This is a genomic window from Microbacterium sp. P2_F9 (assembly GCF_056403635.1).
In genome coordinates, this window is sequence record NZ_JBFUFC010000013.1 from 1 (window position 1) to 25,967 (window position 25,967).

Sequence of the window (25,967 nt, forward strand, 5' to 3'; positions counted from 1 at the left end):
GTCCAGTCGCCCTCCCACCTCGGCCCCGCCTCGAGTCCGGACGCCGCGAGCTCCGCAACGGCGCCGCGATCCCGGGCGACGGCCTCCAGCCAGTCGGCGGGACCCGCGAGCCGGGCGATCCGCCGGTGTCCGAGGTCGATCAGGTGCCGCACCGGGAGCGCGGCGCCCTCCACCTGCCGCTGCGCGCCGGCGCCGCTGTGCAGCGCGACCACCGGAACCCCCGCACCGGCGGATTCGAGCGCCTCGAGCGTGCGGGCGTGCGGAGCGAGCACGACGATCCMGTCGACCCCCTGGGCGAGCAGGTGGCCGGCGGCGGAGCGGACGGATGYCTCGTCCGCGGCATCCGCGTACGCCGTCGCGATCCACCGGCCGACCGCCCGCGCGGCGGATTCGAGGGCCGCGATCCCGACCGCCGGCCCGTAGAGCGTGGCGTCGGACGCGATCACCCCGACGGTGCGGGTCGTGCTGGTGCCGAGCGTCCGCGCCGCGTTGTTGACGCGGTAGTCCAGTTCGGCCATGGCGTCGAGCACTCGTCGGCGGGTCTCGGAGCGGATGTTGGGCTGGTCGTTGATGACCCGGGACACGGTCTGCGACGACACGCCGGCCAGACGCGCGACGTCGCGCACCCCAACGCGTCGTGCCTGTTCGCCCTCGCTCATGGCACCTCAGGCTAGCCCGCTCCGCAGCACAGCCCACCCAGCGCACCGGTGGGATCGGTCTCATCCGAAATGTGATCGCTCACTTAGGAAACGTTCACCGAAAGGTGGGCGGGGACGACGATTCGGGTGTCTCATGGCGGTGTTACCGAAATGTTATCGCTCACACTCTCGCCAAAATGGAAATGTGAAGGCTAACATTTCGCTCACAGACGACCACGAGAGGTCGGCAATCACAACTCCGGCATTGACGCCGGACCAAGACGAGGAGGTTTTGGAATGCAGAAGCGCAACATTGCCGCGAGCATCGCCATCCTGGGCGCGTTCGCATTGGCAGTCACCGGCTGCTCGAGCGGATCCGGCGGCGACAGCAGCGGCGACGCCGGCGGCGGCGAGCTCGTCAGCGTCGGATTCGCCCAGACGGGCTCGGAGAGCGGCTGGCGCTCGGCCAACACGGAGTCGATGAAGACGGCGTTCTCGGAGGAGAACGGCTTCGACCTCACCTTCAACGCGGCCGACAACGACCCGGCCGCTCAGATCGCCGCCGTCCGCAGCTTCATCAACCAGGGCGTCGACGCGATCGTCATCGCGCCGATCGTCGAGGACGGCTGGGACGACGTGCTGCAGGAAGCGGCGGATGCCGGCATCCCGGTCGTGCTCGAAGACCGCACGGTGACGTCGTCGGACGACCTGTTCGCGAGCTGGGTCGGACTGGACTTCCACAAGGAAGGCGTCACCGCCGGCGAGTGGGCCAAGGAGAACTACGGCGACACCGCCACCAAGATGGTCGTGCTCGAAGGCACGACTGGATCGGCTCCCGCCAACGAGCGCGCGTCGGGCTTCGACGAGGCCATCAAGGGCACGTCGATCGAGAAGATCGACTCCCAGACGGGTGACTTCACCCGCGATGGCGGCAAGACGGTCATGGAGGGCTTCATCCAGAAGTACGGGCTCGACGGCATCGACCTGCTCTACGCACACAACGACGACATGGCTCTCGGCGCCATCGAGGCCATCGAGGCTGCCGGCGGCGTCCCCGGAGAGGACATCAAGATCATCTCGATCGACGCTGTCCACGACGGCATGCAGGCACTGGTCGACGGCAAGATCAACTTCATCGTGGAGTGCAACCCGCTCCTCGGCGATCTGGCTGCCGGGCTCGTCAAGGACGTGCTTGCGGACAAGTCGGTCGAGAAGGCGAACTACGTCGAGGACCAGTCCTTCACGCAGGAGCAGGCCGCCGAGGTCATCGACTCGCGCCTGTACTGATCTCCGACCCGATCATCCTGTAGCAAAGTCGTAGCACCTCCGCCGGGGGGCCGATCCATCGGTCCCCCGGCGTACGTGCCCGACAATGGAGCTGGAAAGGCACCGAACCCCACCATGCCTGCGGACACCGAAGTCCCCCCGATCGTCCAGATGACCGGCATCACGATCCGCTTCCCCGGCGTGCTCGCCCTCGACGGCGTCGACTTCCGCCTTCGCGGCGGCGAGATCCACTCGCTCATGGGCGAGAACGGCGCCGGCAAGTCCACCCTCATCAAGGCGCTCACCGGTGTGTACGCGATCGACAGCGGGTCGATCGTCGTCGCCGGCGAGACGCGCGTGTTCGCGCACACCGCCGATGCGCAGAGCGCCGGGATCTCCACCGTGTACCAGGAGGTCAATCTGTGCGCGAACCTCTCGGTCGGCGAGAACGTCATGCTCGGGCATGAGCCGCGCAAGGCAGGCGGCATCGACTGGAAGGCCGCGCACCGCGAGGCCGCCCGGCACCTCGACAACCTCGGCCTGCAGATCGACACGCGCTCGGCCCTGTCGAGCCACTCGATCGCGATCCAGCAGCTCGTCGCCATCAGCCGCGCGATGGTGCTCGACGCGAAGGTGCTCATCCTCGACGAGCCCACCTCGAGCCTGGACCGCGGCGAGGTCGAGCAGCTCTTCAGCGTCATGCGCGACCTCCGCGACCGTGGCGTGGCGATTCTCTTCGTCAGTCACTTCCTCGATCAGATCTACGAGGTCTCCGACCGCATCACGATCCTGCGCAACGGCCAGCTCGTCGGCGAGTACGCCGCCGCAGACCTCCCCCGCGAGACGCTCGTCACCAAGATGATCGGCCGTGAGCTCGATGAGCTCGCTGCGATCTCATCGATGGCCGCCCGCGAGATCGACCGCACCGGCACCCCGGTGCTGCGGGCCACCGGCGTCGGCCGTCGCGGCGTGCTCGAGCCGGCCGACATCGACGTCTACGAGGGCGAAGTGGTCGGCATCGCCGGTCTGCTCGGATCCGGACGCACCGAACTCGTGCGCCTCCTGTACGGCGCCGACCGCGCGGACTCCGGCCAGATCGAGATCAACGGCCATCCCGTGCGGATGACGTCCCCGCGCAGCGCGATCGACAAGAAGATGGTGTTCTCGTCCGAGGACCGGCGGGGCGAGGGCGTGATCGGCGACCTCACGGTCGCGCAGAACATCGTGCTCGGCATCCAGGCCCGCCGCGGATGGATGCGACGGATCCGTCGCACCGAGCAGGACGCCATCGTGTCGGAGTACATCAAGGCCCTGGACGTGCGGCCGGCCGACCCGAACCTGCGCGCCGGGAATCTCTCCGGCGGCAACCAGCAGAAGGTGCTGCTGGCCCGCTGGCTCGCGACGGCGCCCGAACTGATCGTGCTCGACGAGCCGACCCGCGGCATCGACGTCGGCGCGAAGGCCGACATCCAGCGCAAGGTCGCCGAGCTGTCCGAGAAGGGCCTCGCCGTCATCTTCATCTCCTCCGAGCTCGAGGAAGTCCTCCGGCTCGCCCAGCGCGTCATCGTGATGCGCGACCGCCGTCAGATCGGCGAACTGTCCTCGGACGACGTCGATCTCGACGGCCTCATCGACTACATCGCCAACGCCGGCGAAGGGAGCGCAGCGTGAAGAAACTCGTGACACATCGGCTGTTCTGGCCGATCGTCGCCCTGCTCGCGCTCATCGCGCTGAACGCGATCGTCCGTCCGCAGTTCATCTCGATCACGGTGCGCGACGGAGAGCTCTACGGGGCCCTGATCGACATCCTGCGCAACAGCGCACCGCTCATGCTCGTCGCCCTCGGCATGACCATCGTCATCGCGACGCGCGGCATCGACCTCTCGGTCGGCGCCATCATGGCGGTTTCCGGCGCAGTCGCACTGACGATCATCGACACGTCGGGCTCGCCCGAGGCGCTCGGCACCGTGGCGGTCGCGCTCCTGGTCGGCCTCCTCGTCTCGCTCGTCCTGGGCGTGTGGAACGGGTTCCTGGTCGCCGTGCTCGGCATCCAGCCCATCATCGCGACCCTCGTGCTGATGCTGGCCGGCCGTGGCGTAGCGCTGCTCATCACCGAGGGCTTCATCACCACCGTCACCAGCGCGCCGTACAAGTTCATCGCGACCGGCTACGTCGTCGGGCTCCCCTTCGCGCTGTTCATCTCGGTCGCCGCGATCCTGGTGATCGCGCTGCTCGAGCGGCGCACCGCGCTGGGCGTGCTGACCGAGGCTGTCGGCATCAACCCAGAAGCCAGCCGGCTCGCGGGGGTGCGCTCCCGAGGCATCGTCTTCGGGGCCTACGTCGCGAGCGGGCTGCTGGCCGGCATGGCCGGCATCCTGTACAGCTCCAACATCATGGCGGCCGACGCCAATGCCACCGGCCTCTACATCGAGCTCTACGCGATCCTCGCCGTCGTGCTCGGCGGAACCTCGCTGACCGGCGGCAAGTTCACGATCGCGGGCACCGTCGTCGGTGTCTTCACAATCCAGACGCTCCGCTCGACGATCCTGTTCCTCGGCGTGCCCTCGGCGCAGGCGCCGGTGGTCTTCGCCGCGGTCGTCATCATCGTCGTCCTCGTCCAGTCGCCGCGGGTGCACCGTGTCGCGCGCGACCTCATTCAATCGATGCGAACGGCCGGCACGCCGAGCCGGACGGAGGCGGCGTCATGACCGCGACAGTGCAGACCCGACCCAGCGACGAGCAGAGCCTGTCGTCACGCTGGGGCACCTTCCTGAACCGCCACGCGTCGCTCATGCCGACCTTCGCGGCTCTCGCCATCCTGATCCTGCTGTTCGTCGGAGCACAGCTCTACTTCGGCAACTTCATCACGCCCCGCAACATCTCGTCGCTCCTGCTCGACAACGCGTACCTGCTGATCCTGGCCGTCGGCATGACGTTCGTGATCCTGACCGGCGGCATCGATCTGTCGGTCGGCTCCGTGATGGCATTCACCGGCATCCTGTGCGCGAAGCTGCTGTCCGAAGGCTTCCCCGCGATCGTCACGATCCCGGTGATGCTCCTCGGCGGAGCCGCGATCGGGCTGATGGTAGGTGTGCTCGTCCAATACTTCGAGGTACAGCCGTTCATCGCGTCGCTGGCCGGCCTGTTCCTCGCCCGCGGTCTCGCGTTCGTGGTCAGCCTCGAGTCGATCAAGGTCGTGGACCCGGTGGTCCTCTGGCTGGGCAGCACGCGGTTCCGGCTCGGCGACTGGTACATCTCGCCGACCGGCGTCCTGGCTCTCCTGGTCGTCGCCGTCGCCGCGATCGTCCTCCAGTGGACCCGCTTCGGCCGGACGATCTACGCGATCGGCGGCAACGAGCAGTCCGCGCGGCTGATGGGCCTCAACGTCGCCCGCACGAAGGTCGTCGCGTACGTCATCAGCGGCGTCTGCGCGGGCCTGGCCGGCCTCGCCCTCACCGCCTACTCGGGCGCGGGCTATCCGCTGTACGGCGTCGGCACCGAGCTCGATGCGATCGCGGCCGTGGTCATCGGCGGCACGCTGCTCAGCGGCGGTCGAGGGTACGTGCTGGGGTCGATGGTCGGCGTCCTCGTCTACGGCGGGATCCAGACCGTGATCTCCTTCATGGGCGCCGAGCAGTCCTGGACGCGCATCATCATCGGCATCCTGCTGCTGGTGTTCATCGTCGTGCAGCGCGCGATCGTCGCGCGTTCGGATCGACGCCGCTGAGATGGTCCGCTCGGGGAGCGCGGCGGCGCGCCGGCATCGCACCATAATGGCGTGATGGACGCCGCCGCCCCGCTCCTCGAGCTCACCGGGGCGACCGTGCGCTATGGAGCGGATGCCGCGATCGACGGCGTCGACTTCCGCATGTTCCCCGGCGAGGTGCACTCGCTCATGGGCGAGAACGGCGCGGGCAAGTCGACGCTCATCAAGGCGATCACCGGTGCGCTCGCGCTGACCGAGGGGGAACTGCGGCTCGACGGCGCGGTCGTGCGCTTTCCGACACCGCACGATGCGCAGCGCGCGGGCATCAGCACGGTCTACCAGGAGATCGACCTGCTGCCCAATGTCTCCGTCGCGGAGAACATCGCGCTCGGCCGAGAGCCCCGCCGGTTCGGCATCATCGACTGGCGGCGGATGCGCGCCGAGGCGAAGGCGGTGCTCACCGACCTGGGCATCGACATCGACCCGGCGTCGATCCTGAGCACGCACTCCCTCGCCATCCAGCAGCTGGTCGCGATCGCGCGGGCGATCTCGGTCGACGTCAAGGTGCTCGTCCTCGACGAGCCGACCTCGAGCCTCGACCTCGATGAGGTGGCCGAGCTGTTCCGGGTCATCCGCGAGCTCAAGCAGCGCGGTGTCGCGATTCTGTTCGTCTCGCACTTCCTCGACCAGGTGTACGAGATCTGCGATCGGGTCACGGTGCTGCGCAACGGCAAGCTCGTCGGCGAGTACCTCACGAAGGAGCTGCTGCGGATCGACCTCGTCGAGAAGATGCTCGGCCGCAGCGTCCAAGACCTGCGGACTCGTCCGAGCGTCGACGAACCACTCGACGCCGCGACGCCGTACCTCAGCGGGCGCGACGTGACCGTCGGCACCGGAATCACCGGCGCCGACGTCGATCTCGCCGAAGGCGAAGTGCTCGGCGTGGCTGGGCTGCTCGGCTCCGGGCGCACCGAACTCGCCCGCGCGCTCACGGGTATCGATCGGCTGGATGCCGGGATCATCCGCATCACCGGGCAGGACGCGGGGCTCGGCGGTGTGCGCCGCGCGATCTCGTTCGGGGTCGTCTACTCGTCCGAGAACCGCCGCACCGAGGGGATCATCAGCGAACTCAGCGTGCGCGAGAACATCACCCTCGCGCTTCAGGCCCAGCGCGGCATCCTCCGGCGCATCCGTTCCTCTCGTCAGCGCGAACTCGCCGCGAGCTGGATCGAGGCCCTCGACATCCGACCGGCGGATATGGACAAGCCCGCAGGCACTCTCTCGGGGGGCAACCAGCAGAAGGTGCTGCTCGCGCGCATGCTCGCCCTGTCACCGCGCGTGCTCGTGCTCGACGAGCCCACCCGCGGGATCGATGTCGGAGCGAAGGTCGAGATCCAGAACCTCGTCGGCGAGCTCGCCGACAACGGCCTGTCGGTTGTCTTCATCTCCGCCGAGCTCGAAGAGGTGCTGCGGGTCGGGCACCGGGTGGCGATCCTCCGCGGAGGGCGGATCATCGAGACCCTCCCCTCCGAGGGGCTGACCGTCGATTCGCTCATGGCGATGGTGGCGCGGCCGGACGAGGACGAGAGTGAGGCCGTGCCGTCGGCGGACCGTTACGACGCCGCCCCCTCAGGAGCGGCCGACGCTTCGGCCGGCGCCGACGATATCGAGGGTCGATCGTGAGCGACGACAAGGGCTCGCGCGCCGCGAACATCTTCGATGTCGCACGGCTGGCCGGCGTGTCGCATCAGACCGTCTCGCGCGTGCTCAACGACCTGCCGAACGTCCGCCCCGCGACGCGCGCACGGGTCGAGCAGGCGATCGCCCAGCTGCACTACAGTCCCTCGCCCGCGGCGCGCGCCCTGGTCACCCGGCGGACGCGCACGATCGGTCTCGTCACTCCCGGTGTCTCGGACTACGGCCCGACGTCGATCGCCATGCACTTCAACTTCGCCGCGCGCGTCGCCCGCTACAGCGTCGAGACGGTGAGCTCGCTCGATGCCGATGCCGCCGGCATCCGCGCGGTCGTCGAAGGCCTGCTGCGGCAGCGCGTCGACGCGATCGTCCTGGTCGTCGTCGACACGGAAGTGCTCGAGGCGGTCCGCGGCCTCGACCTCAGCATCCCCCTCGTCGCAGCGGCATCGACCGCCCGACGCAGCCCCCTGCTCGTGTCGATCGACCAGTACCGGGGCGCCCGGTCGGCAGTGCGTCACCTCGCCGAGCTCGGGCATCAGAAGATCCTGCACCTCGCCGGTCCCCCGCGCGCCTCAGACGCGGCCGAGCGGGTGCGCGGCTGGCGCGACGAGCTCGCCGCACACCGGCTCGAGGTCGTCGAGCCGCAGCACGGCGACTGGTCGGCGGCGAGCGGCTATCGGCTCGGGTCGGCCCTCGATGTCGAACCGGGCTCGGCGATCTTCGTCGGCAACGACCACATGTCCATCGGACTGCTGTCGGCGCTGCGGGAACGCGGCATCCGCGTCCCAGAAGACGTCAGCGTCGTCGGCTTCGACGACGTGCCGGAAGCCGGCTACCTCTACCCCGCGCTGACCACTGTGCGCCAGGACTTCGCGGCGCTCGGCGAGCTGATCATGCAGAAGGTGCTGATCGCGGTCGAGGAGCCCGAGACGGCGACCGAGGACACGCCGCTGCCGACCCACCTGATCGTCCGGCAGTCGACGCGAGCCGCCCCGCGCTGATCGCCGCCGTGACAGGCTGGGTTCATGCGCATCGCTGTCACCGGCTCCACCGGAAAGCTCGGCTCGGTCGTCGCGGATGAACTCCGCGCCGCGGGCCACACCGTCATCGGGATGGATGTCGTGGGCCCGCGACGCTCGAACTTCGTGCAGATCGATCTCACCGACTACGGCCAGGTCGTCGACGCGCTCGGCGGCGTCGACCGCACCACGCCGTTCGATGCCGTCGTGCACCTCGCGGCGATCCCGGCCCCCGGCATCCGCTCCGATGTCGCGACGTTCCATAACAACATGCCGAGCACGTTCAACGTGTTCTGGGCAGCCGCGCGCCTCGGCATCCGTCGTATCGTCTATGCGTCCAGCGAGACGGTGCTGGGGCTGCCGTTCGACGTGCCGCCGCCGTACATCCCGGTCGACGAGGAGTATCCCGCGCGTCCGGAGAGCGTGTATTCGATCGTGAAGGTGCTCGAGGAGCAGCTCGCGACCGAGCTCGTGCGCTGGCATCCGGACCTCTCGATCACAGCGCTGCGATTCTCGAACGTCATGGTGCCGGCGGACTACGCCGAGTTCCCCTCGTTCGACGCGGATGCACGGCTGCGCAAGTGGAACCTGTGGGGCTACATCGACGCCCGCGACGGCGCGCAGGCCATCGAGCGGGCCCTCGAGGTCGCCCCACCGGGGTTCGATCGGTTCATCATCGCGGCCGCCGACACGGTGATGTCGCGGCCGAACAGCGAGCTCATCGCCGAGGTGTTCCCCGATGTGCCGCTGCGCGGCGAGTTCGGCGACAACGACACGCTGCTGTCGATCCACAAGGCCCGGCGCCTCCTCGGCTTCGCGCCGAAGCACTCCTGGCGCGACCACGTCTGAGGCCTCGGCTCTAGGCTGGAGGCACCTTCGCCCCCAGGAGGAGCACGATGACCGACGACCCTCGCGTCGCCGCGGCGCGGTATCAGATCGACAAGCTCGAGCAGAGCGAGAAGGATGCCGCGGCCCAGAGCGACGACGCGGCTGGCGCACCCGACGACTCTGGCTTCGCACCGGAGCTCACCGCACCACCCAGCCGTCGGGACCGGGCGAGCAGCGCGGCCGAGCGGGCCGCGTACGTCGAGGTAGCGATTCAGCAGGCCATCCGTCGTGGCGAGTTCGACAACCTGCCCGGCGCGGGCAAGCCGATCCCGGGCCTCGGCGAGAGCCACGACCCGGATTGGTGGATCCGGCGCAAGATCGAGAGCGAGCAGCTGACCGGGCTCGGTCCGCCCGCTCTGTCGCTGCGGGTCGAGAGCGCACAGCTGGCCGACCGGCTCGACGAGCTGAGGTACGAAACCGAGGTGCGCGAGGTCGTCGAGGACTTCAACCTGCGCGTCGTCGAGGCGCGCCGGCAGCTGCTCGGCGGCCCTCCGGTGATCACGCCCACCCGCGACGTCGAGGATGAGGTGCGCTCCTGGCACGCGCGGCGCGCGCAGCAGGCAGCCGACGCTGCGGAGAAGGACGATCGCCCGGTCCCCCGGCCCCGCTGGTGGCGGCGGCCGTCGCGCTGAAGGTGACGGCGGCCGGCTTGAGCCGGACCGAGTCGCCTCAGCGCCGCGCGATGGTGGAACCCCGAATCACGAGCCGCACCGGCAGGTGATGCGTGCCCTCGCCGATGTCGACGCCGTCGATCGCATCGAACACCCGCTGCGCGGCCTGTCGGCCGAGCTGCTGCAGGTTCGCATCGATGCTCGTCAGCTCGGGCCGAGCGTTCGTGGTGAGCACTTCCCAGTTGTCGTAGCCGATCACCGCCAGGTCATCCGGCACGCGCCGCCCGAGGTCGCGCGCCGTGTCGAGCACACCGCGGGCGAGCTGGTCCGAGCCGCAGAAGATGGCGTCGACGTCGGGATGCCGCTCGAGCAGCATTGCCGCGGCATCCCTCCCCCAGTGCTCGGACCACACCGAGAACATGGGCTCGCCGATGAGGGGCAGCCCGGCGGCATCGAGCGCGGCCCGGGCACCGGCCAGGCGATCCTGCGCAGCCGCATACTCGGGATCTCCGCTGATGTGCGCGATCCGCGTGCGGCCGCACGAGATCAGGTGCTCGATCGCGAGCCGGCCTCCGGCATAGTTGTCCGGAGTGAGTGAGAGGTCGCGCGGATCGTCTGAGGGCGCGTATGCGTAGACCACGGGAACGGGCAGGTCCTGTCCGAGCGACGGACGCGGGTCGGTCTGCCGACCGACGACGATGATGCCGTCCACGCGTCGGCTCAGCAGCGCCTTCAGATGATGCTGTTCCCGAATGGCGTCGCCCCGCGCGTCGCAGAGGAAGACATTCACCTTTCCTGCGCCGAAGGCGTCTTCTGCACCCATCAGGATCGGGAGCATGAAGCGGCCCTCGAGGTCGCTCGTGAGCAGCCCGACCGTTCCGGTGCGCCCCGCCAGCAGCCCGCGGGCCATGGCGTTCGGCGTGAACGAGAGCGCCTCGGCCGCCTCGGCAACCCGCGCTCGAGTCGCCGGCGCGACGTCGCCCCGTCCGTTCAGCGCCTTCGATGCCGTGGCGATCGACACCCCCGCCCGTCGCGCGACATCGCTGAGCGTCGTCGTTCGTCCGCTTTCACTCGACGTCATGCCACCCCCCTCGTTACAAAAACGTTATCGGTTCAACGCCTTGACGGTGCTTCGAAACTGAAGATAACGTACCGAAAGGGATTTCGGTACGTTTCGAGATTCCGAATCCATGCATAGCGGCGCGCACCCGGCACAACCGGCCGCATCCGCTCGATGACGAGCAAGAGGAGACAGCATGACCAACCACCGCCGCCGGCGGGCGCCCCTGCGGACGCTCACGGCGATCGTCGCCACCGCAGCCCTCATGGGTGGGCTCGCCGCCTGCTCGGGCAGCGACAACACACCCGCACCCGCCGAGTCGATCGGCCCGGACGGCACCGACGACGGCTCGACGCTGACCCTGTGGACCCGCGCGCCCCTCGAGAAGCAGGCGAACCTCCTCGTCGACGCCTACAACGCGAGCCATGAGAACCAGGTCGAGCTCACGGTCGTTCCCAACGACGACTACGTCGCCAAGGTCGGCGCCGCCGCCGGCTCCGACGGCCTCCCCGATCTGTTCGCCGCCGACATCGTCTACGTGCCCAACTGGGTCCAGCAGGGGCTGTTCCAGGACATCTCGGCGCAGATCGAAGGCCTCCCGTTCAAGGACGAGATCAACCCGGGCCACCTGTCGGCCGGCACCGTCGACGGCAAGGAGCATGTGCTGCCGTTCGTGCTCGACCTCTCGATGCTGTTCTGGAACAAGGACCTCTTCACCGAGGCGGGGCTCGACCCCGAGAAGGCCCCGGCCAACCTCGCCGAGTTCGCCGAGGACGCGAAGGCGATCCAGGCGCTCGGCAAGGACGGTGTCTACGGCACCGCGACCGGCCTCAACTGCGGCGGCTGCCTCGTCTTCACCTGGTTCCCGAGCGTGTGGGCCGATGGCGAAGAGGTGCTGAGCGACGACGGAACCGAGTCGCTCCTCGCCAGCGACACCGCCAAGGAGGTCTACTCGACGTGGAACGACCTGTGGGAGTCCGGCGCGGTGCTGCCGAGCTCGCAGGACGAAGCCGGCCCCACGTGGACCGCCGGGTTCACCGAGGGCAACGTCGGTCTCATGTTCTACCCCGCTACCCTGCTGTCGTCGACACCGTTCGACGTCGGCGTGGCCGGCATCCCCGGACCTGAGGGCGGCGCGTCGACCTTCGTCGGTGGCGACGGCATCGGCGTCTCGAAGGACTCCAAGAAGGCTGCGCAGGCCTGGAACTTCCTCAGCTGGATGATGTCCGAGGATGCCCAGGTCGAGGTGCTCGCCAAGAACAACGACGTCGTGTCGCGCTCAGACCTCTCGAGCAACAAGTACTCCGACAAGGACCCCCGGCTGGTCACGATCAATGAGGTCGCGGCCAACGGCGACACCCCRGTGGCGCTGAACTTCCAGCAGGCGTTCAACGCACCCGGCAGCCCGTGGCTGACGCTCGTACGCAACGCAGTGCTGGATGGCACCGACACGGTCGACGCCGACAACGAGGAGATCACCGCGATCCTCAAGCAGTGAATTCGAGAGGGGGCGGCAGCCCGCCGCCCCCTCTCCCGCCTCCCCCGACTCGAAGGAATTCACACATGGTCGCCGACACACTCCCCGCGCGGGCGACGCGCCGCAGACCCTCCCGTCGCGCACGCAACGAGGCCCTGCGCGGCTGGGGCTATGCGGCTCCCACCGCGATCTTCGTCATCCTGGTCTTCCTCGTGCCCCTCGCCCTGGTGCTGCAGATGTCGGCGTCGGACTGGCCGCTCATGGCTGGTTACCAAGGACCGAATTTCCCCGAGAACTACACGGATGCCGTGCAGCACCGGCTCTTCTGGGACTCGATCGGGTTCACGCTCAAGTACACGGTGATCACGACGATCCTGCTCGTCGGTCTCGGCCTCGGGCTCGCGATGCTCGTGCAGGAGTCGACGCGCTGGAAGTCCTTCCTGCGGACGTCGTTCCTCGTGCCGAGCGCACTGGGTCTTGCCTCGGCATCCCTCCTCTTCTATGTGCTCTACTCCCCGTACGCGGGACCCTTCGCCGACCTCATGCAGAAGTGGGGCTTCACGTTCCTCGGCACGCCCGAGGGTGCGCTGTGGTCGACCGTGTTCCTCGTCGTCTGGAGGTACGCGGGCTTCTACATGCTGCTGATGCTCGTCGGCCTGCAAGGCATTCCCGACGATGTCTACGAAGCCGCCCGCATCGACGGCGCCTCGCGCTGGCAGACGTTCCGCGACATCACCCTTCCGCTGCTGCGGCCCACCTTCGCCCTGACGATCGTGCTCTGCGTCACCGGGTCGCTGCTCGCGTTCGAGCAGTTCTACATCCTCACCAAGGGCGGCCCCGACAACAGCACGATGACCATCGTGCAGCTCATCTACAACGTGGCGTTCCAGGGTCAGAACAACCTCGGCATCGCCGCGGCACTGTCGGTCATCGTCCTCCTCGCCCTCATCGCGATCAACATCTTCCAACTGCGCGCGTTCCGCCGCCCCGAGGACAGCTGAGCGAGCCAGGAGCCGAAGCCATGACCTCTTCATCCACCGCACTCACACCCACCGACGTCCTGCGCGTCGCCCCCACCGAGGCCCGGCACCGCCGGTCCCCCGCCGCACGGTTGGTGCTCGGCATCCCGTACTGGGTGTTCACCACCGCCCTCGCGGTGATCTTCCTCTACCCGCTGATCTGGACGACGGTCTCGTCGGTGCAGCCGAAGGCCGGCACGAGCCAGACCGACGGCTGGGGCTTCGGCAACTACGCAGCCCTCGCCAACTACCAGGCCGGCATCTGGGTGTATCTCGCCAACTCGCTCTTCGTCTCGCTGCTGACGGTGGTGCTGACCCTCACGGTGTCGCTGCTGGGCGGCTACGCGTTCGCGCGGTTCTCGTTCCCGGGCAAGAACCTGCTGTTCCTCACGACCCTCGCCATCCTGATGGTCCCCTATGCGACGCTGCTGATCCCCCTCTATGTGATCCTCAACGCCGTCGGACTCAGCAACTCCCTCGTCGGCGTCGCGATCGTCCTCACGATGTTCCAGCTGCCGTTCTCGATGTTCATGATGCGCATCTCGTTCGAATCGATCCCGCGCGAGCTCGACGAAGCGGCGATGGTCGACGGCTGCTCCACGTTCGCGGCRCTCTGGCGGGTCCTGCTGCCGGCGGTCAAGCCTGGCCTGATCACGGTGGGGCTGTTCGCATTCCTCGCGGCGTGGAACGACTTCATGGCGCCGCTGATCCTCATCACCGACACGAACAAGATGACGCTGCCGCTGGCGGTCGCGAACCTCCGCGTGCAGGTGCAGGGGGTCATCGATTACGGCGCGACCGAGGCCGGCGTGGTGGTCCTCGCTCTGCCGTGCATCGTGCTCTTCCTCATTCTGCAGCGGCACTACGTCCGCGGTTTCATGTCCGGCGCTTTCAAGGGATGACGATGATCTCCACTACCACCCCCGCCACCCCCGTGGTGCCGGCCTCCGGCCGACTGCGGCCTCTCGGCCTCGACGAGGTGCAGATCACCGGCGGTTTCTGGGCCCACCGCCAGGAGGTCAACGGCAGCGCGACGCTCGACCACATCGGGGGCCGGCTCGAGTCCGAGGGATGGCTCGCCAACTTCGATCTCGCCGCGGCGGGCACGCTGCCCGACGGGCGGCGAGGGCGCGAGTTCTCGGACTCCGAGATCTACAAGTACCTCGAGGCACTCGCGTGGGAGATCGGCCGCACCGGCGATGCCGCCCTGGACGAGCGCTTCCGGGCCGTCGTCGCGCGCGTCGCGGCGGCGCAGGAGCCCGACGGGTACCTCGACACGATGTTCGGGCGACCCGGCCAGGGTCCGCGCTGGTCGAACCTCGAGTGGGGACACGAGCTGTACTGCCTCGGGCACCTCTTCCAGGCAGCGGTTGCTCGCCGTCGCACTCGGCCGGACGCGGACGACGGGCTCATCGACATCGCCCGCCGGGCCGCCGACCTGCTGTGCGACGTCTTCGGGGAGGGTGGCATCGAGTCGATCTGCGGGCACGCCGAGATCGAAGTCGGACTCGCGGAGCTCGCCCGGGCCGTCGGGGAGCCCCGCTATCTCGAGCAGGCGCGGATCTTCATCGAGCGCCACGGCGCGGGCACTCTCGCCGACATCGAGTACGGCCGGTCGTACTTCCAGGACGACATCCCGGTTCGGGATGCGCGGGTGCTCCGCGGCCACGCCGTGCGGGCGAACTATCTCGCCTCCGGTGCGGCCGATGTCGCGGTCGACACCGGCGACGCGGCGCTGCTGGAGGCCCTGCGCTCGCAATGGGAGCACACCATCGCCCGTCGCACCTACTTGACCGGCGGCCAGGGCTCCCACCATCAGGACGAGGCCTTCGGCGACGACTGGGAGCTGCCGCCGGACCGCGCCTACTCCGAGACGTGCGCCGGCATCGGCTCGATCATGTTCGCCTGGCGGCTCCTGCTCGCCGACGGCGATCCGCGCTACGCCGACCTGATCGAGCGCACGCTCTACAACGTGGTCGCGACGTCGCCGAGCGACGACGGCCGGTCGTTCTACTACGCCAACACGCTGCACCAGCGCGTGCCCGGCACCCCGGMCGATCCCGACGAGACATCGCCGCGCGCGTCGTCGTCGCTGCGCGCCCCCTGGTTCGAGGTCTCGTGCTGCCCGCCGAACGTCGCCCGCACGTTCGCGAGCCTCGCCGCCTACATCGCGACGGCAGACGATACCGGGGTTCAGGTGCATCAGTACGCCTCCGCGTCGGTGCGCACGAAGCTGGCCGATGGCCGCGCGGTCGCGTTCGACCTCGAGACCGGCTACCCGGCCGAGGGCGGCATCCGCGTGTCGATCGTGGGCGACACCGCCGGCAGCTGGACCCTCGCGCTGCGCGTCCCCTCGTGGGCGCGGGGCGCGCGGGTGCGCGTGACGACGGCTGACGGCGTGGAGGATCGGGATGCCGCGCCCGGCGTCTGCGAGATCACCCGGGAGTTCCGTGCCGGCGATGTCGTGGAGCTCGACCTCCCCGTCTCGCCGCGGGTGACCTGGCCGGATGCGCACATCGACGCGGTGCGCGGATGCGTCGCCATCGAGCGCGGCCCCGAGGTGCTCGCGCTGGAGTCGACGGACCTCGCGGCGCTCGGCGTCGACGACGTCGGACAGGTCGTCATCGATCCGGCCGCGCCGCTGCACGAATCCGACGGTCGCGTCAGCGCCCGCATCCGGGTGCGCACTGCGCCGGCGGCCGAGTGGCCCTACGGCGCTGCCGATGCGGCGAGCGAGGGCGACGGCATCCTGATCCCGCTCGTTCCGTATCACTCGTGGGCGAACCGGGGACCCTCGACCATGCGCGTCTGGATTCCGACGAGTTGACCTCGCGCGAACCATCGCGAACGCGAAGACGCCCGGCCTGCGTGATGCAGACCGGGCGCCGTTCGTCGATTCGACGTCAGAGCGGCTTCGACTTTAGAAGTGGAAGTCCTCGATGTTGTCGGCGTTGAACACGTACGGGTCGCCGAGGAGCACGACGCCGTCCTTGCCGATCGTGTAGGAGCCGAGCTTTCCGCCGTCGAACTCGTCGCCCTCGGCGCCGGTGATGTCGCCCTCGATGAGCGCCTTCGCCGCGTACGAGGCCAGGTAGCCCACGTCACCCGGGTTCCACAGCGCGAACGCGGTGACGGTGCCGTCGTTGACGTAGTCGCGCATCTGGTCCGGCGTGCCGAGACCGGTCAGTGCGACCTTGCCCTTGAAGTCCGAGGTCTGCAGGTAGCGGGCCGCGGCGGAGATGCCGACCGTCGTGGGCGAGATGATGCCCTTGAGGTCGGGGTAGGTCTGCAGCAGTGCCGCCGTCTTGTCGAACGACGTCTGGTCGTCGTCGTCGCCGTAGACGACCTCGACGAGCTCGATGTCGGGGTGGTTGTCGGCCAGCTCGGTCTTCATGAGCTCGATCCAGGCGTTCTGGTTCGTGGCGTTGGCCGTCGCCGAGAGGATCGCGATCTTGCCCGCGTCGCCGATCTGCTCGGCGATCAGGTCGACCTGGATCTTCGCGATGCCCGCTGCGTCAGCCGGCTGGATGAACATGTCGCGGCAGTCGGCGCTGGTGTCGGCGTCGTAGGTCACGATCTTGACGCCCGCGTCCTGGGCCTCGCCGATCGCGTCGCACAGTGCGGTCGGGTCGTTCGCCGAGATGGCGATCGCGCCGACACCCTGCTGGGTCAGCGTGTTGATGTAGCTGACCTGGCCGTCCGGCGAGCCGGTCGCGGGGCCGACCTCGGCGTACGTGCCGTCGAACTCGGCGATCGCGTCCGCGCCGCCCTGGTCGGCGGTGTCGAAGTAGGCATTGCCCAGGTTCTTCGGCAGGAAGGTGATGGACAGGTTGCTTGCGTCGCCCTCAGCGCTCGCGCCGTCGTCGCTCGCGGTCGTGGTGCAGCCTGCGAGCACCGCGACGCTGGCCGCCAGCACGGCGATGGCGCCGAGCTTGGCCGTGCGTGACTTCAGAAACATCATCGTTCTCCTTGTTGTTGTGGTTCGTGCCGATGTGACTGCATCGACGTGGTTCGGGCTGCCCTAGTCCTTGGCGATGGCCGGGGCATCCGTTTTTCTTCCGCCTGGTCTGCTGCGCCGCGCGCGCAGCCATGCCAGGAAGCTGGTTCCGACGACCGACGCGATGAGCAGGGTGCCGGTGACGATGTTGATGACGTCGGAGGTGACGCCGGCGAGCCGGAGTGCACTCGCGATGGTGCCGATCAGCAGCACGCCCGCGAGCACGCCGTGCAGCGCGCCCTTGCCTCCGAAGATGGAGACGCCGCCGAGCAGCACTGCCGCGATCACCGACAGCTCCAGGCCCGTGGCGTTGTCGCCTCGGGCGCTGCTGAACCGCAGCGTGAAGTAGATGCCGGCGAGCGCCGAGACCACTCCGGCGAGGATGAACAGGATGAACTTCGTCCGCTCGACATGCACCCCGGAGAAGCGGGCGGTCTCGGGGCTCAGCCCGATGGCGTAGATGCCACGGCCGAAGGGCGTGAAGTGCAGCAGCACCGCGAAGGCGACCGCCAGGATGACGATGAGCAGTGTCACCGCCGGGAACGGTGTGCCCACGAAGCGCGACTTGACCAGGTCCTTCCAGTATTCGGGGAACTCGGTCACCGCCTTGGTGCCGAGGAGTCCCACCGCGAGGCCGCGATAGAGCGCGAGCGTGCCGATCGTCACCGCGAGCGAGGGCAGTCCCACGACCGTGATGAGGAACCCGTTGAGGGCGCCCGCGATGCCGCCGACGACGAGTGCGATCAGACCGGCCATCTCGAGCGGCATGCCGCCCGCGTGGAGCACGCCCACGGTGACGCTGGAAAGGCCCACGATGCTCGCGACCGACAGGTCGATCTCGCCGGTGATGATGATGAGCGTCATCGGCAGCGCGATCAGCAGGATCGGCGCCATGTCGAGCAGCAGGTAGGTGAGCGTGATGGGCTTCGAGAAGGGCCCGACGGTGAGGCTGGCGACGATCACCACGAGGATCAGCGCGGCGATGACCGCCATCTCGCGGGTGAGCAGCGCGCGGCGCCACAGCGGGTGCGCATAGTCCTTGTACGTGCGGAGGGGGACGGGTACGGATGCCGGGGCAAGAGCGGTCATCAGATGTCCCTCGCTTCCACGAGATGCTTGGCTTGTCGAAGGGCGAGCACGCGGTCGAGCACGATCGCGCTGATGATGAGCACGCCGACCACGGCGCGCTGCCAGAAGTCGGGCACCCCGAGGATCGGCAGAGCGCGGTTGATCGTCAGGAGCAGGTAGGCGCCGATGGCGGCGCCCCAGACCGAGCCGCTGCCGCCGAAGATGGCGACACCGCCGATCACCGCGGCGCCCACCGCGAGCAGCTCGAATCCGCTCCCCGCCTGCGAGTTGACCGTTCCGTAACGCGCGGCATAGAGCACCCCGGCAAGACCCGCCAGCGCACCGCAGACGATGAACGCCCCGAGCACGCGCTGTGTGACCTTCAGGCCGTACAGGTTGGCTGCCGCGGGATCGGACCCGATCGCGTACAGCTCGCGGCCGCCTCGGCGATTGCGCATGTACCAGCCGGCGATCACGAGCACCACTAGGGCGATGATCGTGAGGATCGGGATGAACAGGATCGAGCCGGTGCCGAGGGCCAGGAACTCCGCCGGCATGTCGCTCGAGTTGATGCGATCGCTGCCGGTCCACACGACATTGATGCCGCGATAGACGTACAGCGTGCCGAGCGTGATCACGAGCGCCGGCACCTTGGCGAACGCGATCAAGGCGCCGTTGATGAGGCCGAGGACGGCACCGAACGCCATGCCCACCAGGAAGACCACGATGATCGGGATTCCCGGGAAGTCGATGAACAGCCGGCCGGTGGCGTAGGCGGACAGCCCCAGCACGGAGCCGACCGAGAGGTCGACGTTGCGGGTGATGATCACGATCGCCTGACCGACCGCGACCAGCATGAGGATCGCCGGGGTGAGCAGCAGGTCGCGGAAGCCGTCGGCGCTGAAGAGGAAGTTGGGGTTCTTGATGGTGGCCGCGAGGATGACGAGCAGCAGGGCGAGCAGGATGCCCGTCTCGCGGGCACGCACGAGCGACGAGGCCGCTGTGGCCAGTCGGCTCTTCGGCTGAACAGGAACTACGGCGGTCATCGGGCGATCTCTTCCGCTTTGTGGGTGGCGGCGAACATGACGGTCTCGGCGGTGGCGTCGCCGCGGTCGATCTCGGCGGTGATCTGGCCCTCGCGAACCACGACGACCCGGTCGGCCATGCCGAGCACTTCGGGAAGCTCGGAGGAGATCATGAGGATGGCCATCCCCTCGCCGGCGAGCTGCGAGAGCAGGCGGTGCACCTCGGCCTTGGTGCCGACGTCGATGCCGCGAGTCGGCTCGTCGACGATCAGCACGGTCGGCTTCGTGGCGAGCCATTTGGCCAGCACGACCTTCTGCTGGTTGCCACCGCTCAGGGTGCCGGACTCCGTGTCGAGCGACGCGGTCTTCACCTCGAGGCGGCTGTCCCAGACGCGCGCGGCGGCGTTCTCGGCCGCTGCGGTGATGAGGCCGAACTTCGCCAGCGAGCCGCGGATCGCCATCGTCGTGTTCTTGGCGACCGAGCTGCCGAGCACGAGCCCCTGCTTGCGGCGATCTTCCGGAACCAGCGCGAGCCCGAGCTTCATCGCGGCGACCGGCTTGCGCTTGGGCACCGTGGCGCCGTTGATCGTCACCGTGCCGGAGGTGTACGGGTCGACGCCGAAGATCGCTCGCGCGATCTCGCTGCGGCCGGCACCGACGAGGCCGGCCAGGGCGACGATCTCGCCCGACCGCACCGTGAACGAGACGTCGTGGAAGACGCCCGGCTCGGTGAGCCCTTCGACGACCAGGACGGGCTCGCCGATCTCGGCATCCTCTTTGGGGAACAGCGTCGCGATGTCGCGCCCGACCATCTGGCGCACGAGGTCGGCGACCGTGGTGTCGGCGATGGGGCTGGTGGCGATGTAGGCGCCGTCGCGCATGACCGTGACGGTGTCGCACAGGTCGAAGACCTCGTCGAAGCGGTGCGAGATGAACAGCAGCGCACGACCTTCATCGCGAAGGCTGCGGGCGACGGCGAACAGGCGCTCGACCTCGACGCCGCTCAGTGCCGCGGTGGGCTCGTCCATGACGAGCACCTTGGCGTCGAGCGAGATCGCCTTGGCGATCTCGATGATCTGCTGGTCTGCGATCGACAGTCCGAGCGTGGGGCGATCGGGGTCGAGCCGCACACCCAGGCGAGTGAACAGCTCGAGCGCCTGAGCCCGCATGAGCTTGCGATCGATGCGGCCGAGCGAGCGGGTGGGCTGGCGGCCCATGAAGATGTTCTCGGTCACCGACAAGTCGGGGAAGAGCGTCGGCTCCTGGTAGATCACGGCGATGCCCGCGGCCTTCGACTGCGCCGTGCTGGAGAAGTCCACGGACTCGCCATCGAGGAGCAGATCGCCCGCGTCGCGGTGGTAGAGGCCCGCGATGATCTTCACGAGCGTGGACTTGCCGGCACCGTTCTCGCCGATCAAGGCGTGGATCGAGCCACGCTCGAGCGTGAGGCTTCCGGAGCGGAGGGCGACGACGGGGCCGAACGACTTGACCACCCGACGCAGTTCCAGCGCGGGTGTCTGTGCGGCGGAGGCGGCGTTGTCTGCCACAGGTCCTCCTCGTTGAGGGTGAAAATGAATGAATCGATTCAGGCGGGTTTCAGGCTACTCTAGGTTTCACCGACGTTGCCGGTCAAGTCGCACAGCGACAGTGACCGAATCGTGATCCAACAAGGAAGTGGAGTCGACGTGGCGGTCAGCATTCGAGATGTCGCCGTGCGCGCGGGCGTCTCGGTCGGCACCGTCTCGAACGTGCTCAACCGCCCCGACGAGGTGTCTGTCGACTCGGTCGATCGGGTCAGCCGGGCGATCGAAGAACTCGGATACGTCCGCAACGACGCGGCCCGCAAGCTCCGGGCCGGTGTCAGCACCACCATCGGCTTCGTGGTCCTCAACGGCCAGAATCCGTTCTACAACGACGTCGTCCGCGGCGCAGAGGACGAGGCATCCCGCCACAGCATCGCGGTGCTCTACGGCAACACCGACGAGGACCCTGCGCGCGAACGCCTCTACCTCGACCTCTTCGAAGAGCAGCAGGTGCGCGGGGTGCTGATCGCCCCCTACGGCGACATCACGTCCCGGCTGCAGAAGCTGCGGGCGCGCGGGATCGCCGCCGTGCTCGTCGACCGGTTCAGCGGCGACGGGCGGTTCTCGTCCGTGTCGGTCGACAGCGTCATCGGCGGACGGATGGCGGTCGACCATCTCATCGAGGGCGGGCGCCGTCGCATCGCGTTCGTGGGCGGCCCGTTCGACATCCGCCAGGTGACCGACCGGCTGGCCGGCGCGCGCGTCGCGGCCGAGAACGCGACAGTCAGCGTCGACCTCGAGGTCGTCGCGACCGCGGCGATGACCGTCGAGGAGGGTGTGGCCGCGGGCACGCGCATCCTCAGCCGACCGCGCCGGGACTGGCCGGACGCCCTCTTCGCCGCCAACGACCTGCTCGCGCTGGGCCTCCTCCAGTCCCTCGTCGTGGCGGGACGGATGCTGGTGCCCGACGACATCGCGATCATCGGGTTCGACGACATCGCGTTCGCGGCGGCCGCGGCGGTGCCGCTCTCGTCGATCCGGCAGCCGAGTCGCATGATCGGCCGCACCGCACTGCGGATCGTGCTCGAGGAGGCCGCGGATCCGGAGAGCATCCCCCGGCAGACCGTGTTCCAGCCGGAGCTCGTCGTGCGGGCATCGACGCGCCCCCGCTGAGCGGGCGTCAGGCGGTCGCGCTCACACGCCCAGCCAGGCCGCGACCACGGCGTCGACGACGGCCGCCGGCGCGAGGGCGACGTCGACGACCACTCCTGGCTCGTCGGCCTGCAGCGGCTCGAGCGTCGCGAGCTGCGAATCGAGCAGGCTGCTCGGCATGAAGTGATCGGTGCGGGCGCCCATCCGCGCCGCCAGCAGCTCACGCGCACCGGTGAGCTGCGCGAAGAAGAGGTCGCCGCCGCGCGCGCGCAGCTGGTCGCGGTAGGCGCGCTTGAGCGCCGAGCAGGCCAGCACGACCACCTCGCCGCGGGCCGTGCGGCTGGCGAGCTCGTCACTGAGGATGGCGAGCCAGGGGCCGCGATCCTCGTCGGTGAGCGGCGTGCCGGCCGCCATCTTCGCCCGGTTGGACTCCGGGTGGAAGTCATCGGCATCGAGGAACACTCCCCCGACGCGTGCGGCGACCGCGGCCGCCACCGTCGACTTGCCCGACCCCGAAACGCCAATCACGACCAGCGGCACAGCAACTCCAGACGGTCACGGGCCCGACGATCGTGACCCAACAAGCCAGTGTGCCAGGCCGGAGTCCCGCGCAGCGCGCGGGCCTGGGTCTTCGAGGAAGGGCGGATGCCGCATCCGTCGTCACTGACCCCTCCCGTGAGGTGCGCCCCGGTCGCTAGCCTCGATCTTGGATGAGAGGACATCGATGGCCTGGCGAATGCCCACGGAGACCGCGCCGCACGATCGCACCTGGATGGCGTTCCCCCGAGAGGGGCCGACCMTCGGCGACACGGCCGCAGCGGCCGAGGAGTGCTACGCGGCGTGGACAGCGGTGGCGCACGCCGTCGCGGAGTTCGAGGCACTCACGATGGTGGTCGATCCGACCGAGCGGGCGCGAGCACGCCGCATGCTGGGCAGCGAGATCGAGCTCATCGAGGCCCCGTTGGATGAGTTCTGGATGCGCGACTTCGGTCCCACCTTCGTGCTCGACGACGAGCGTCCCGGCGTGCTCGGCGCCGTGGACTGGACGTTCAACGGCTGGGGCGATCCGGCGTGGTCGGAGTGGCGCAAGTCGGCCGAGATCGCCCGCGTCGTCAGCGCCCTCGTCGGGTCTGAGCTGGTCAGCTCGGTGCTCGTGAACGAGGGCGGCGGCATCCATGTCGACGGTGAAGGCACCGTGCTGCTGACCGAGACGGTGCAGCTCGACCACCGCCGCAACCCGTACGCAGACAAGGCGCGTGTCGAGGCGGAGCTCGCCCGCACGATCGGCTCGACCACCGCGATCTGGCTGCCGCGCGGCCTCACGCGTGACTACGACGAATTCGGCACGAACGGCCACATCGACATCGTCGCGACGATCCCGTCGCCCGGGCGGCTCCTGCTGCACGCCCAGCACGACCCGTCCCATCCCGATCACGCCGTCACCCACGAGCTGCGCGAGCTGCTCGCCGAGCAGACCGACGCTGCCGCCCGCAGGTTCGACATCGTCGATCTCCCCGCCCCCGAGACGCTCCGCGACCACGAGGGCTTCGTGGACTGGAGCTACGTCAACCACCTCGTCGTCAACGGCGGCGTGATCGCGTGCGGCTTCGATGAGGAGCGAGCGGATGCCGCGGCCCGCAGCATCCTCGCCGAGGCCTACCCCGGTCGGCGCGTGGTGACCGTCGACGCGCGGCCCATCTTCGCGCGGGGCGGCGGCATCCACTGCATCACCCAGCAGCAGCCGACGGTGACCACCTGATCGTCCGAGGCGTTTCGTCTCGCTTCGCCCGCGGCTGGGCATGGGGTGCGCCGGGCGGCCGAATAGAGTCGACCGGTGCCTGACCTCGACTTCTCCCCCGCGCTGAGCCGTCCCGACCTGCTCGCGGCGCCCGTGCACGACCGGCTCGCGCGGCTCGACGCCATGTTGTCCGGCCACGTGCGGGTCACCCCGATCGACGCGACGCTCGCCGACACTGCCGCGTTCTGCGAGGCATACGGCGTCGAGCTCGACGAGAGCGCGAACTGCATCGTCGTCGCCGGCACCCGGGGTGAGGCGACGACCTACGCCGCGTGCATGGTGCTCGCCACCACCCGCCTCGACGTCAACGGCACCGTGCGGCGGCTGCTCGGCGCGCGGCGGGCGAGCTTCGCGCCGATGGACGACGCGGTCGCGCTCACCGGCATGGAGTACGGCGGTATCACGCCGATCGGCCTGCCCGACGACTGGGCCCTGCTCATCGATGCGCGGGTCGCGGCGCTGCCGTCCGCAATCGTGGGTGCCGGCATCCGCGGGGCGAAGCTGTCGCTGCCGGGAGGCGTCCTCGCGGCGCTCCCCGGAGCCCAGGTCATCGACGACCTCGGCCGCGAGATCCCCTCAAGCTGACCTGGACGACCCCCTCAGGCGAGGGTGTCGAGGATGCCGCTCACGAGCTCGAACGTCGTCAACGGGCTGATGATCGCGAAGCGAAGGACGGGCTCCCCGGCGTGGGAGCTCGGCACGACGAACGCGAGCTGGTCGTCGAGAAGCCTGTCCGACCAGGCCTGGTAGTCGGCCATCGTCCAGCCGTCCCGGCGGAACACGACCACCGAGAGCTGCGGATCGCGCACGAGCGACAGCCCTTCGCGCGCCGAGATGTCGTCCGCGATGCGCTGGGCGAGATCGATGCCGTACTCGATGGTCGCCCGGTACTGGTCGGTGCCGTGCGTGGCGAGTGAAAACCACAGCGGCAGCCCCCGCGCCCGGCGGGTGAGCTGGATGGCGAGATCCGAGGGGTTCCAGTCGGCCGACTCGGTCAGCGTGTCGAGATACTCGGCGTGCTGTGTGTGCGCCCGCTGGCCCTGCGATGGATCGCGGTAGATGAGCGCGCACGCGTCGAACGGCGCGAACAGCCACTTGTGCGGGTCGACGATCACCGAGTCGGCGTGCTCAACCCCCGCGAACGCGGGCCGCATCCGCTCCACGAGCATCGCGGCGAGGCCATAGGCGCCGTCCACATGCAGCCAGACGCCGCGGGTGCGCGTGACCTCGGCGATGGAGGCGATGTCGTCCACGATCCCGAAGTTCGTCGTGCCGCCGGTCGCGACCACCGCGAACACGGCGTCGCCGTGCTCGTCGAGCGCCGTCGCCACCGCGTCGCCGTGCAGGCGACCGTCCGCACCGACCGGGATCGGCAGGGTGTCGACATCCATCACCGCCGCCGCCGAGGCGATCGACGAGTGCGCTTCCGCGCTGCACACCACAAGCCACCGCTCCGGAGCCGGCCGGCCGGCCTCCCGCGCCTGCCGGCGGGCGGTGTCGCGTGCCGCGACCAGTGCGGACAGGTTACCGATCGTGCCACCCTGCACGAACACGCCCCCGGCCCCCTGCGGCAGCCCGAACTCGGCGGCCAGCCAGTGCAGCACCTCGTTCTCGGCGAAGACCGCCCCGGAGCCCTCCATCCACGATCCGCCGTAGACGGAGGATGCCGACACGATGAGGTCGAAGGCCGCAGCGGCCTTCGTCGGGGCCGACGGGATGAAGGCGAGATAGCCGGGGTGGTCGGTGGACAGGCACGCCGGGGCCAGCACGTTCTCGAACAGCGCCGTAGCCCGGCGAGCGCCGATGCCGTCGGCGGTGATCGAGCCGGAGGCCAGCCGAGACAGATCGCGCGGGGTGAGCGGCTTGTCCAGCGGCACGTCCTCGTACAGTGCGCGCCGGCGCGCATAGTCGAGGATGTCGTCCACGGTGCTGCGCGTCTGCTCCGACAGCGCGTGCATCTGCGCGGGTGAGGGTGAAGCGGTCACTGGTTCCTCCCGAGGGGTCGGACTCCATTGTCTCGGTAGG

At 69.0% G+C, this 25,967-nt stretch carries 23 protein-coding genes; 15 read left to right on the forward strand and 8 right to left on the reverse strand.

Annotated elements, in window-relative coordinates; genetic code table 11:
• Positions 1 to 659 (reverse strand): LacI family DNA-binding transcriptional regulator (locus AC1DVT_RS02590; RefSeq protein ID WP_477386269.1); only part of this gene is annotated, 659 nt, incomplete at its 3' end.
• A gap of 276 nt (positions 660 to 935) precedes the next feature.
• On the opposite strand from AC1DVT_RS02590, the gene AC1DVT_RS02595 reads away from it, so the two are divergent.
• The 8 genes from AC1DVT_RS02595 to AC1DVT_RS02630 all read left to right on the forward strand — a co-directional run bounded on the left by AC1DVT_RS02595 (position 936) and on the right by AC1DVT_RS02630 (position 9,844).
• Positions 936 to 1,925 carry an ABC transporter substrate-binding protein gene (locus AC1DVT_RS02595; RefSeq protein WP_477386271.1) on the forward strand — a complete coding sequence of 330 codons (990 nt, stop codon included), beginning with the start codon at positions 936 to 938 and terminating at the stop codon, positions 1,923 to 1,925.
• Positions 1,926 to 2,039: 114 nt separating this feature from the next.
• Positions 2,040 to 3,575, forward strand: coding sequence for a sugar ABC transporter ATP-binding protein (locus AC1DVT_RS02600; RefSeq protein WP_477386273.1), 1,536 nt, complete (start codon positions 2,040 to 2,042; stop codon positions 3,573 to 3,575).
• The gene (locus AC1DVT_RS02605) at positions 3,572 to 4,612 is read left to right on the forward strand and encodes an ABC transporter permease (RefSeq protein ID WP_457098888.1); all 1,041 of its coding nucleotides are present in this window, start codon (positions 3,572 to 3,574) and stop codon (positions 4,610 to 4,612) included. Before AC1DVT_RS02600 ends, AC1DVT_RS02605 begins: the two co-directional genes overlap by 4 nt.
• Positions 4,609 to 5,631, forward strand: a complete 1,023-nt coding sequence (locus AC1DVT_RS02610) for an ABC transporter permease subunit (protein WP_477386275.1) — start codon at positions 4,609 to 4,611, stop codon at positions 5,629 to 5,631. Before AC1DVT_RS02605 ends, AC1DVT_RS02610 begins: the two co-directional genes overlap by 4 nt.
• A 54-nt stretch (positions 5,632 to 5,685) precedes the next feature.
• Positions 5,686 to 7,293 carry a sugar ABC transporter ATP-binding protein gene (locus AC1DVT_RS02615; protein ID WP_477386277.1) on the forward strand — a complete coding sequence of 536 codons (1,608 nt, stop codon included), beginning with the start codon at positions 5,686 to 5,688 and terminating at the stop codon, positions 7,291 to 7,293.
• Positions 7,290 to 8,306 carry a LacI family DNA-binding transcriptional regulator gene (locus AC1DVT_RS02620; protein ID WP_477386279.1) on the forward strand — a complete coding sequence of 339 codons (1,017 nt, stop codon included), beginning with the start codon at positions 7,290 to 7,292 and terminating at the stop codon, positions 8,304 to 8,306. Before AC1DVT_RS02615 ends, AC1DVT_RS02620 begins: the two co-directional genes overlap by 4 nt.
• A 24-nt stretch (positions 8,307 to 8,330) precedes the next feature.
• Entirely contained in the window at positions 8,331 to 9,173 is an 843-nt protein-coding gene (locus AC1DVT_RS02625) for an NAD-dependent epimerase/dehydratase family protein (RefSeq protein ID WP_477386281.1), read from the forward strand.
• Between the two features lie 47 nt (positions 9,174 to 9,220).
• Entirely contained in the window at positions 9,221 to 9,844 is a 624-nt protein-coding gene (locus AC1DVT_RS02630; protein WP_477386283.1) for a DnaJ family domain-containing protein, read from the forward strand.
• Between the two features lie 37 nt (positions 9,845 to 9,881).
• Here the strand turns inward: AC1DVT_RS02630 and AC1DVT_RS02635 are convergent, their stop codons facing one another.
• Complete coding sequence (locus AC1DVT_RS02635; protein WP_477386285.1) at positions 9,882 to 10,904, reverse strand: LacI family DNA-binding transcriptional regulator; 1,023 nt, start codon at positions 10,902 to 10,904, stop codon at positions 9,882 to 9,884.
• Between the two features lie 175 nt (positions 10,905 to 11,079).
• Between AC1DVT_RS02635 and AC1DVT_RS02640 the strand changes: the two genes are divergently transcribed.
• From AC1DVT_RS02640 to AC1DVT_RS02655, 4 genes are all read left to right on the forward strand, one after another.
• Positions 11,080 to 12,381: an ABC transporter substrate-binding protein gene (locus tag AC1DVT_RS02640; protein ID WP_477386287.1), complete on the forward strand. Its 1,302-nt coding sequence runs from the start codon at positions 11,080 to 11,082 to the stop codon at positions 12,379 to 12,381.
• 65 nt (positions 12,382 to 12,446) lie between these two features.
• A complete protein-coding gene (locus AC1DVT_RS02645) occupies positions 12,447 to 13,361 on the forward strand; it encodes a carbohydrate ABC transporter permease (RefSeq protein ID WP_457098875.1) in 915 nt (304 codons plus the stop codon).
• 20 nt (positions 13,362 to 13,381) lie between these two features.
• Complete coding sequence (locus AC1DVT_RS02650; RefSeq protein ID WP_477386289.1) at positions 13,382 to 14,281, forward strand: carbohydrate ABC transporter permease; 900 nt, start codon at positions 13,382 to 13,384, stop codon at positions 14,279 to 14,281.
• Entirely contained in the window at positions 14,278 to 16,206 is a 1,929-nt protein-coding gene (locus tag AC1DVT_RS02655) for a glycoside hydrolase family 127 protein (protein WP_477386291.1), read from the forward strand. Before AC1DVT_RS02650 ends, AC1DVT_RS02655 begins: the two co-directional genes overlap by 4 nt.
• Positions 16,207 to 16,299: 93 nt before the next feature.
• Here the strand turns inward: AC1DVT_RS02655 and rhaS are convergent, their stop codons facing one another.
• From rhaS to AC1DVT_RS02675, 4 genes are read right to left on the reverse strand one after another with little or no spacing between them, the layout of a single operon-like run.
• Positions 16,300 to 17,340, reverse strand: a complete 1,041-nt coding sequence (gene rhaS, locus AC1DVT_RS02660; RefSeq protein ID WP_477386293.1) for a rhamnose ABC transporter substrate-binding protein — start codon at positions 17,338 to 17,340, stop codon at positions 16,300 to 16,302.
• 60 nt (positions 17,341 to 17,400) lie between these two features.
• Entirely contained in the window at positions 17,401 to 18,465 is a 1,065-nt protein-coding gene (locus AC1DVT_RS02665) for an ABC transporter permease (protein WP_477386295.1), read from the reverse strand.
• On the reverse strand, positions 18,465 to 19,490 hold the full coding sequence (locus AC1DVT_RS02670; RefSeq protein WP_477386297.1) for an ABC transporter permease: 1,026 nt from the start codon (positions 19,488 to 19,490) through the stop codon (positions 18,465 to 18,467). Before AC1DVT_RS02670 ends, AC1DVT_RS02665 begins: the two co-directional genes overlap by 1 nt.
• On the reverse strand, positions 19,487 to 21,016 hold the full coding sequence (locus AC1DVT_RS02675; protein WP_477386299.1) for a sugar ABC transporter ATP-binding protein: 1,530 nt from the start codon (positions 21,014 to 21,016) through the stop codon (positions 19,487 to 19,489). The genes AC1DVT_RS02670 and AC1DVT_RS02675 overlap by 4 nt, the downstream gene beginning before the upstream one ends.
• A gap of 138 nt (positions 21,017 to 21,154) precedes the next feature.
• Between AC1DVT_RS02675 and AC1DVT_RS02680 the strand changes: the two genes are divergently transcribed.
• A complete protein-coding gene (locus AC1DVT_RS02680; RefSeq protein ID WP_477386301.1) occupies positions 21,155 to 22,165 on the forward strand; it encodes a LacI family DNA-binding transcriptional regulator in 1,011 nt (336 codons plus the stop codon).
• A 21-nt stretch (positions 22,166 to 22,186) separates the two neighbouring features.
• On the opposite strand, the gene AC1DVT_RS02685 is transcribed toward AC1DVT_RS02680, so the two are convergent.
• Entirely contained in the window at positions 22,187 to 22,684 is a 498-nt protein-coding gene (locus AC1DVT_RS02685) for a gluconokinase (protein ID WP_477386303.1), read from the reverse strand.
• A gap of 184 nt (positions 22,685 to 22,868) precedes the next feature.
• On the opposite strand from AC1DVT_RS02685, the gene AC1DVT_RS02690 reads away from it, so the two are divergent.
• The gene (locus AC1DVT_RS02690; RefSeq protein WP_477386317.1) at positions 22,869 to 23,903 is read left to right on the forward strand and encodes an agmatine deiminase family protein; all 1,035 of its coding nucleotides are present in this window, start codon (positions 22,869 to 22,871) and stop codon (positions 23,901 to 23,903) included.
• 75 nt (positions 23,904 to 23,978) lie between these two features.
• Positions 23,979 to 24,527: a YbaK/EbsC family protein gene (locus AC1DVT_RS02695; protein WP_477386305.1), complete on the forward strand. Its 549-nt coding sequence runs from the start codon at positions 23,979 to 23,981 to the stop codon at positions 24,525 to 24,527.
• A gap of 14 nt (positions 24,528 to 24,541) precedes the next feature.
• Here the strand turns inward: AC1DVT_RS02695 and AC1DVT_RS02700 are convergent, their stop codons facing one another.
• Positions 24,542 to 25,900: a pyridoxal phosphate-dependent decarboxylase family protein gene (locus AC1DVT_RS02700; protein ID WP_477386319.1), complete on the reverse strand. Its 1,359-nt coding sequence runs from the start codon at positions 25,898 to 25,900 to the stop codon at positions 24,542 to 24,544.
• Positions 25,901 to 25,967: the final 67 nt, after the last annotated feature.

Bases quoted from the DNA above. Each gene is read 5' to 3' on its own strand.
- AC1DVT_RS02670 (WP_477386297.1), bottom strand. From the start codon at position 19,490: ATGACCGCCGTAGTTCCTGTTCAGCCGAAGAGCCGACTGGCCACAGCG.
- rhaS (WP_477386293.1), bottom strand. From the start codon at position 17,340: ATGATGTTTCTGAAGTCACGCACGGCCAAGCTCGGCGCCATCGCCGTG.
- AC1DVT_RS02600 (WP_477386273.1), top strand. From the start codon at position 2,040: ATGCCTGCGGACACCGAAGTCCCCCCGATCGTCCAGATGACCGGCATC.
- AC1DVT_RS02665 (WP_477386295.1), bottom strand. From the start codon at position 18,465: ATGACCGCTCTTGCCCCGGCATCCGTACCCGTCCCCCTCCGCACGTAC.
- AC1DVT_RS02700 (WP_477386319.1), bottom strand. From the start codon at position 25,900: ATGCACGCGCTGTCGGAGCAGACGCGCAGCACCGTGGACGACATCCTC.
- AC1DVT_RS02625 (WP_477386281.1), top strand. From the start codon at position 8,331: ATGCGCATCGCTGTCACCGGCTCCACCGGAAAGCTCGGCTCGGTCGTC.
- AC1DVT_RS02610 (WP_477386275.1), top strand. From the start codon at position 4,609: ATGACCGCGACAGTGCAGACCCGACCCAGCGACGAGCAGAGCCTGTCG.
- AC1DVT_RS02645 (WP_457098875.1), top strand. From the start codon at position 12,447: ATGGTCGCCGACACACTCCCCGCGCGGGCGACGCGCCGCAGACCCTCC.
- AC1DVT_RS02595 (WP_477386271.1), top strand. From the start codon at position 936: ATGCAGAAGCGCAACATTGCCGCGAGCATCGCCATCCTGGGCGCGTTC.
- AC1DVT_RS02635 (WP_477386285.1), bottom strand. From the start codon at position 10,904: ATGACGTCGAGTGAAAGCGGACGAACGACGACGCTCAGCGATGTCGCG.
- AC1DVT_RS02615 (WP_477386277.1), top strand. From the start codon at position 5,686: ATGGACGCCGCCGCCCCGCTCCTCGAGCTCACCGGGGCGACCGTGCGC.
- AC1DVT_RS02630 (WP_477386283.1), top strand. From the start codon at position 9,221: ATGACCGACGACCCTCGCGTCGCCGCGGCGCGGTATCAGATCGACAAG.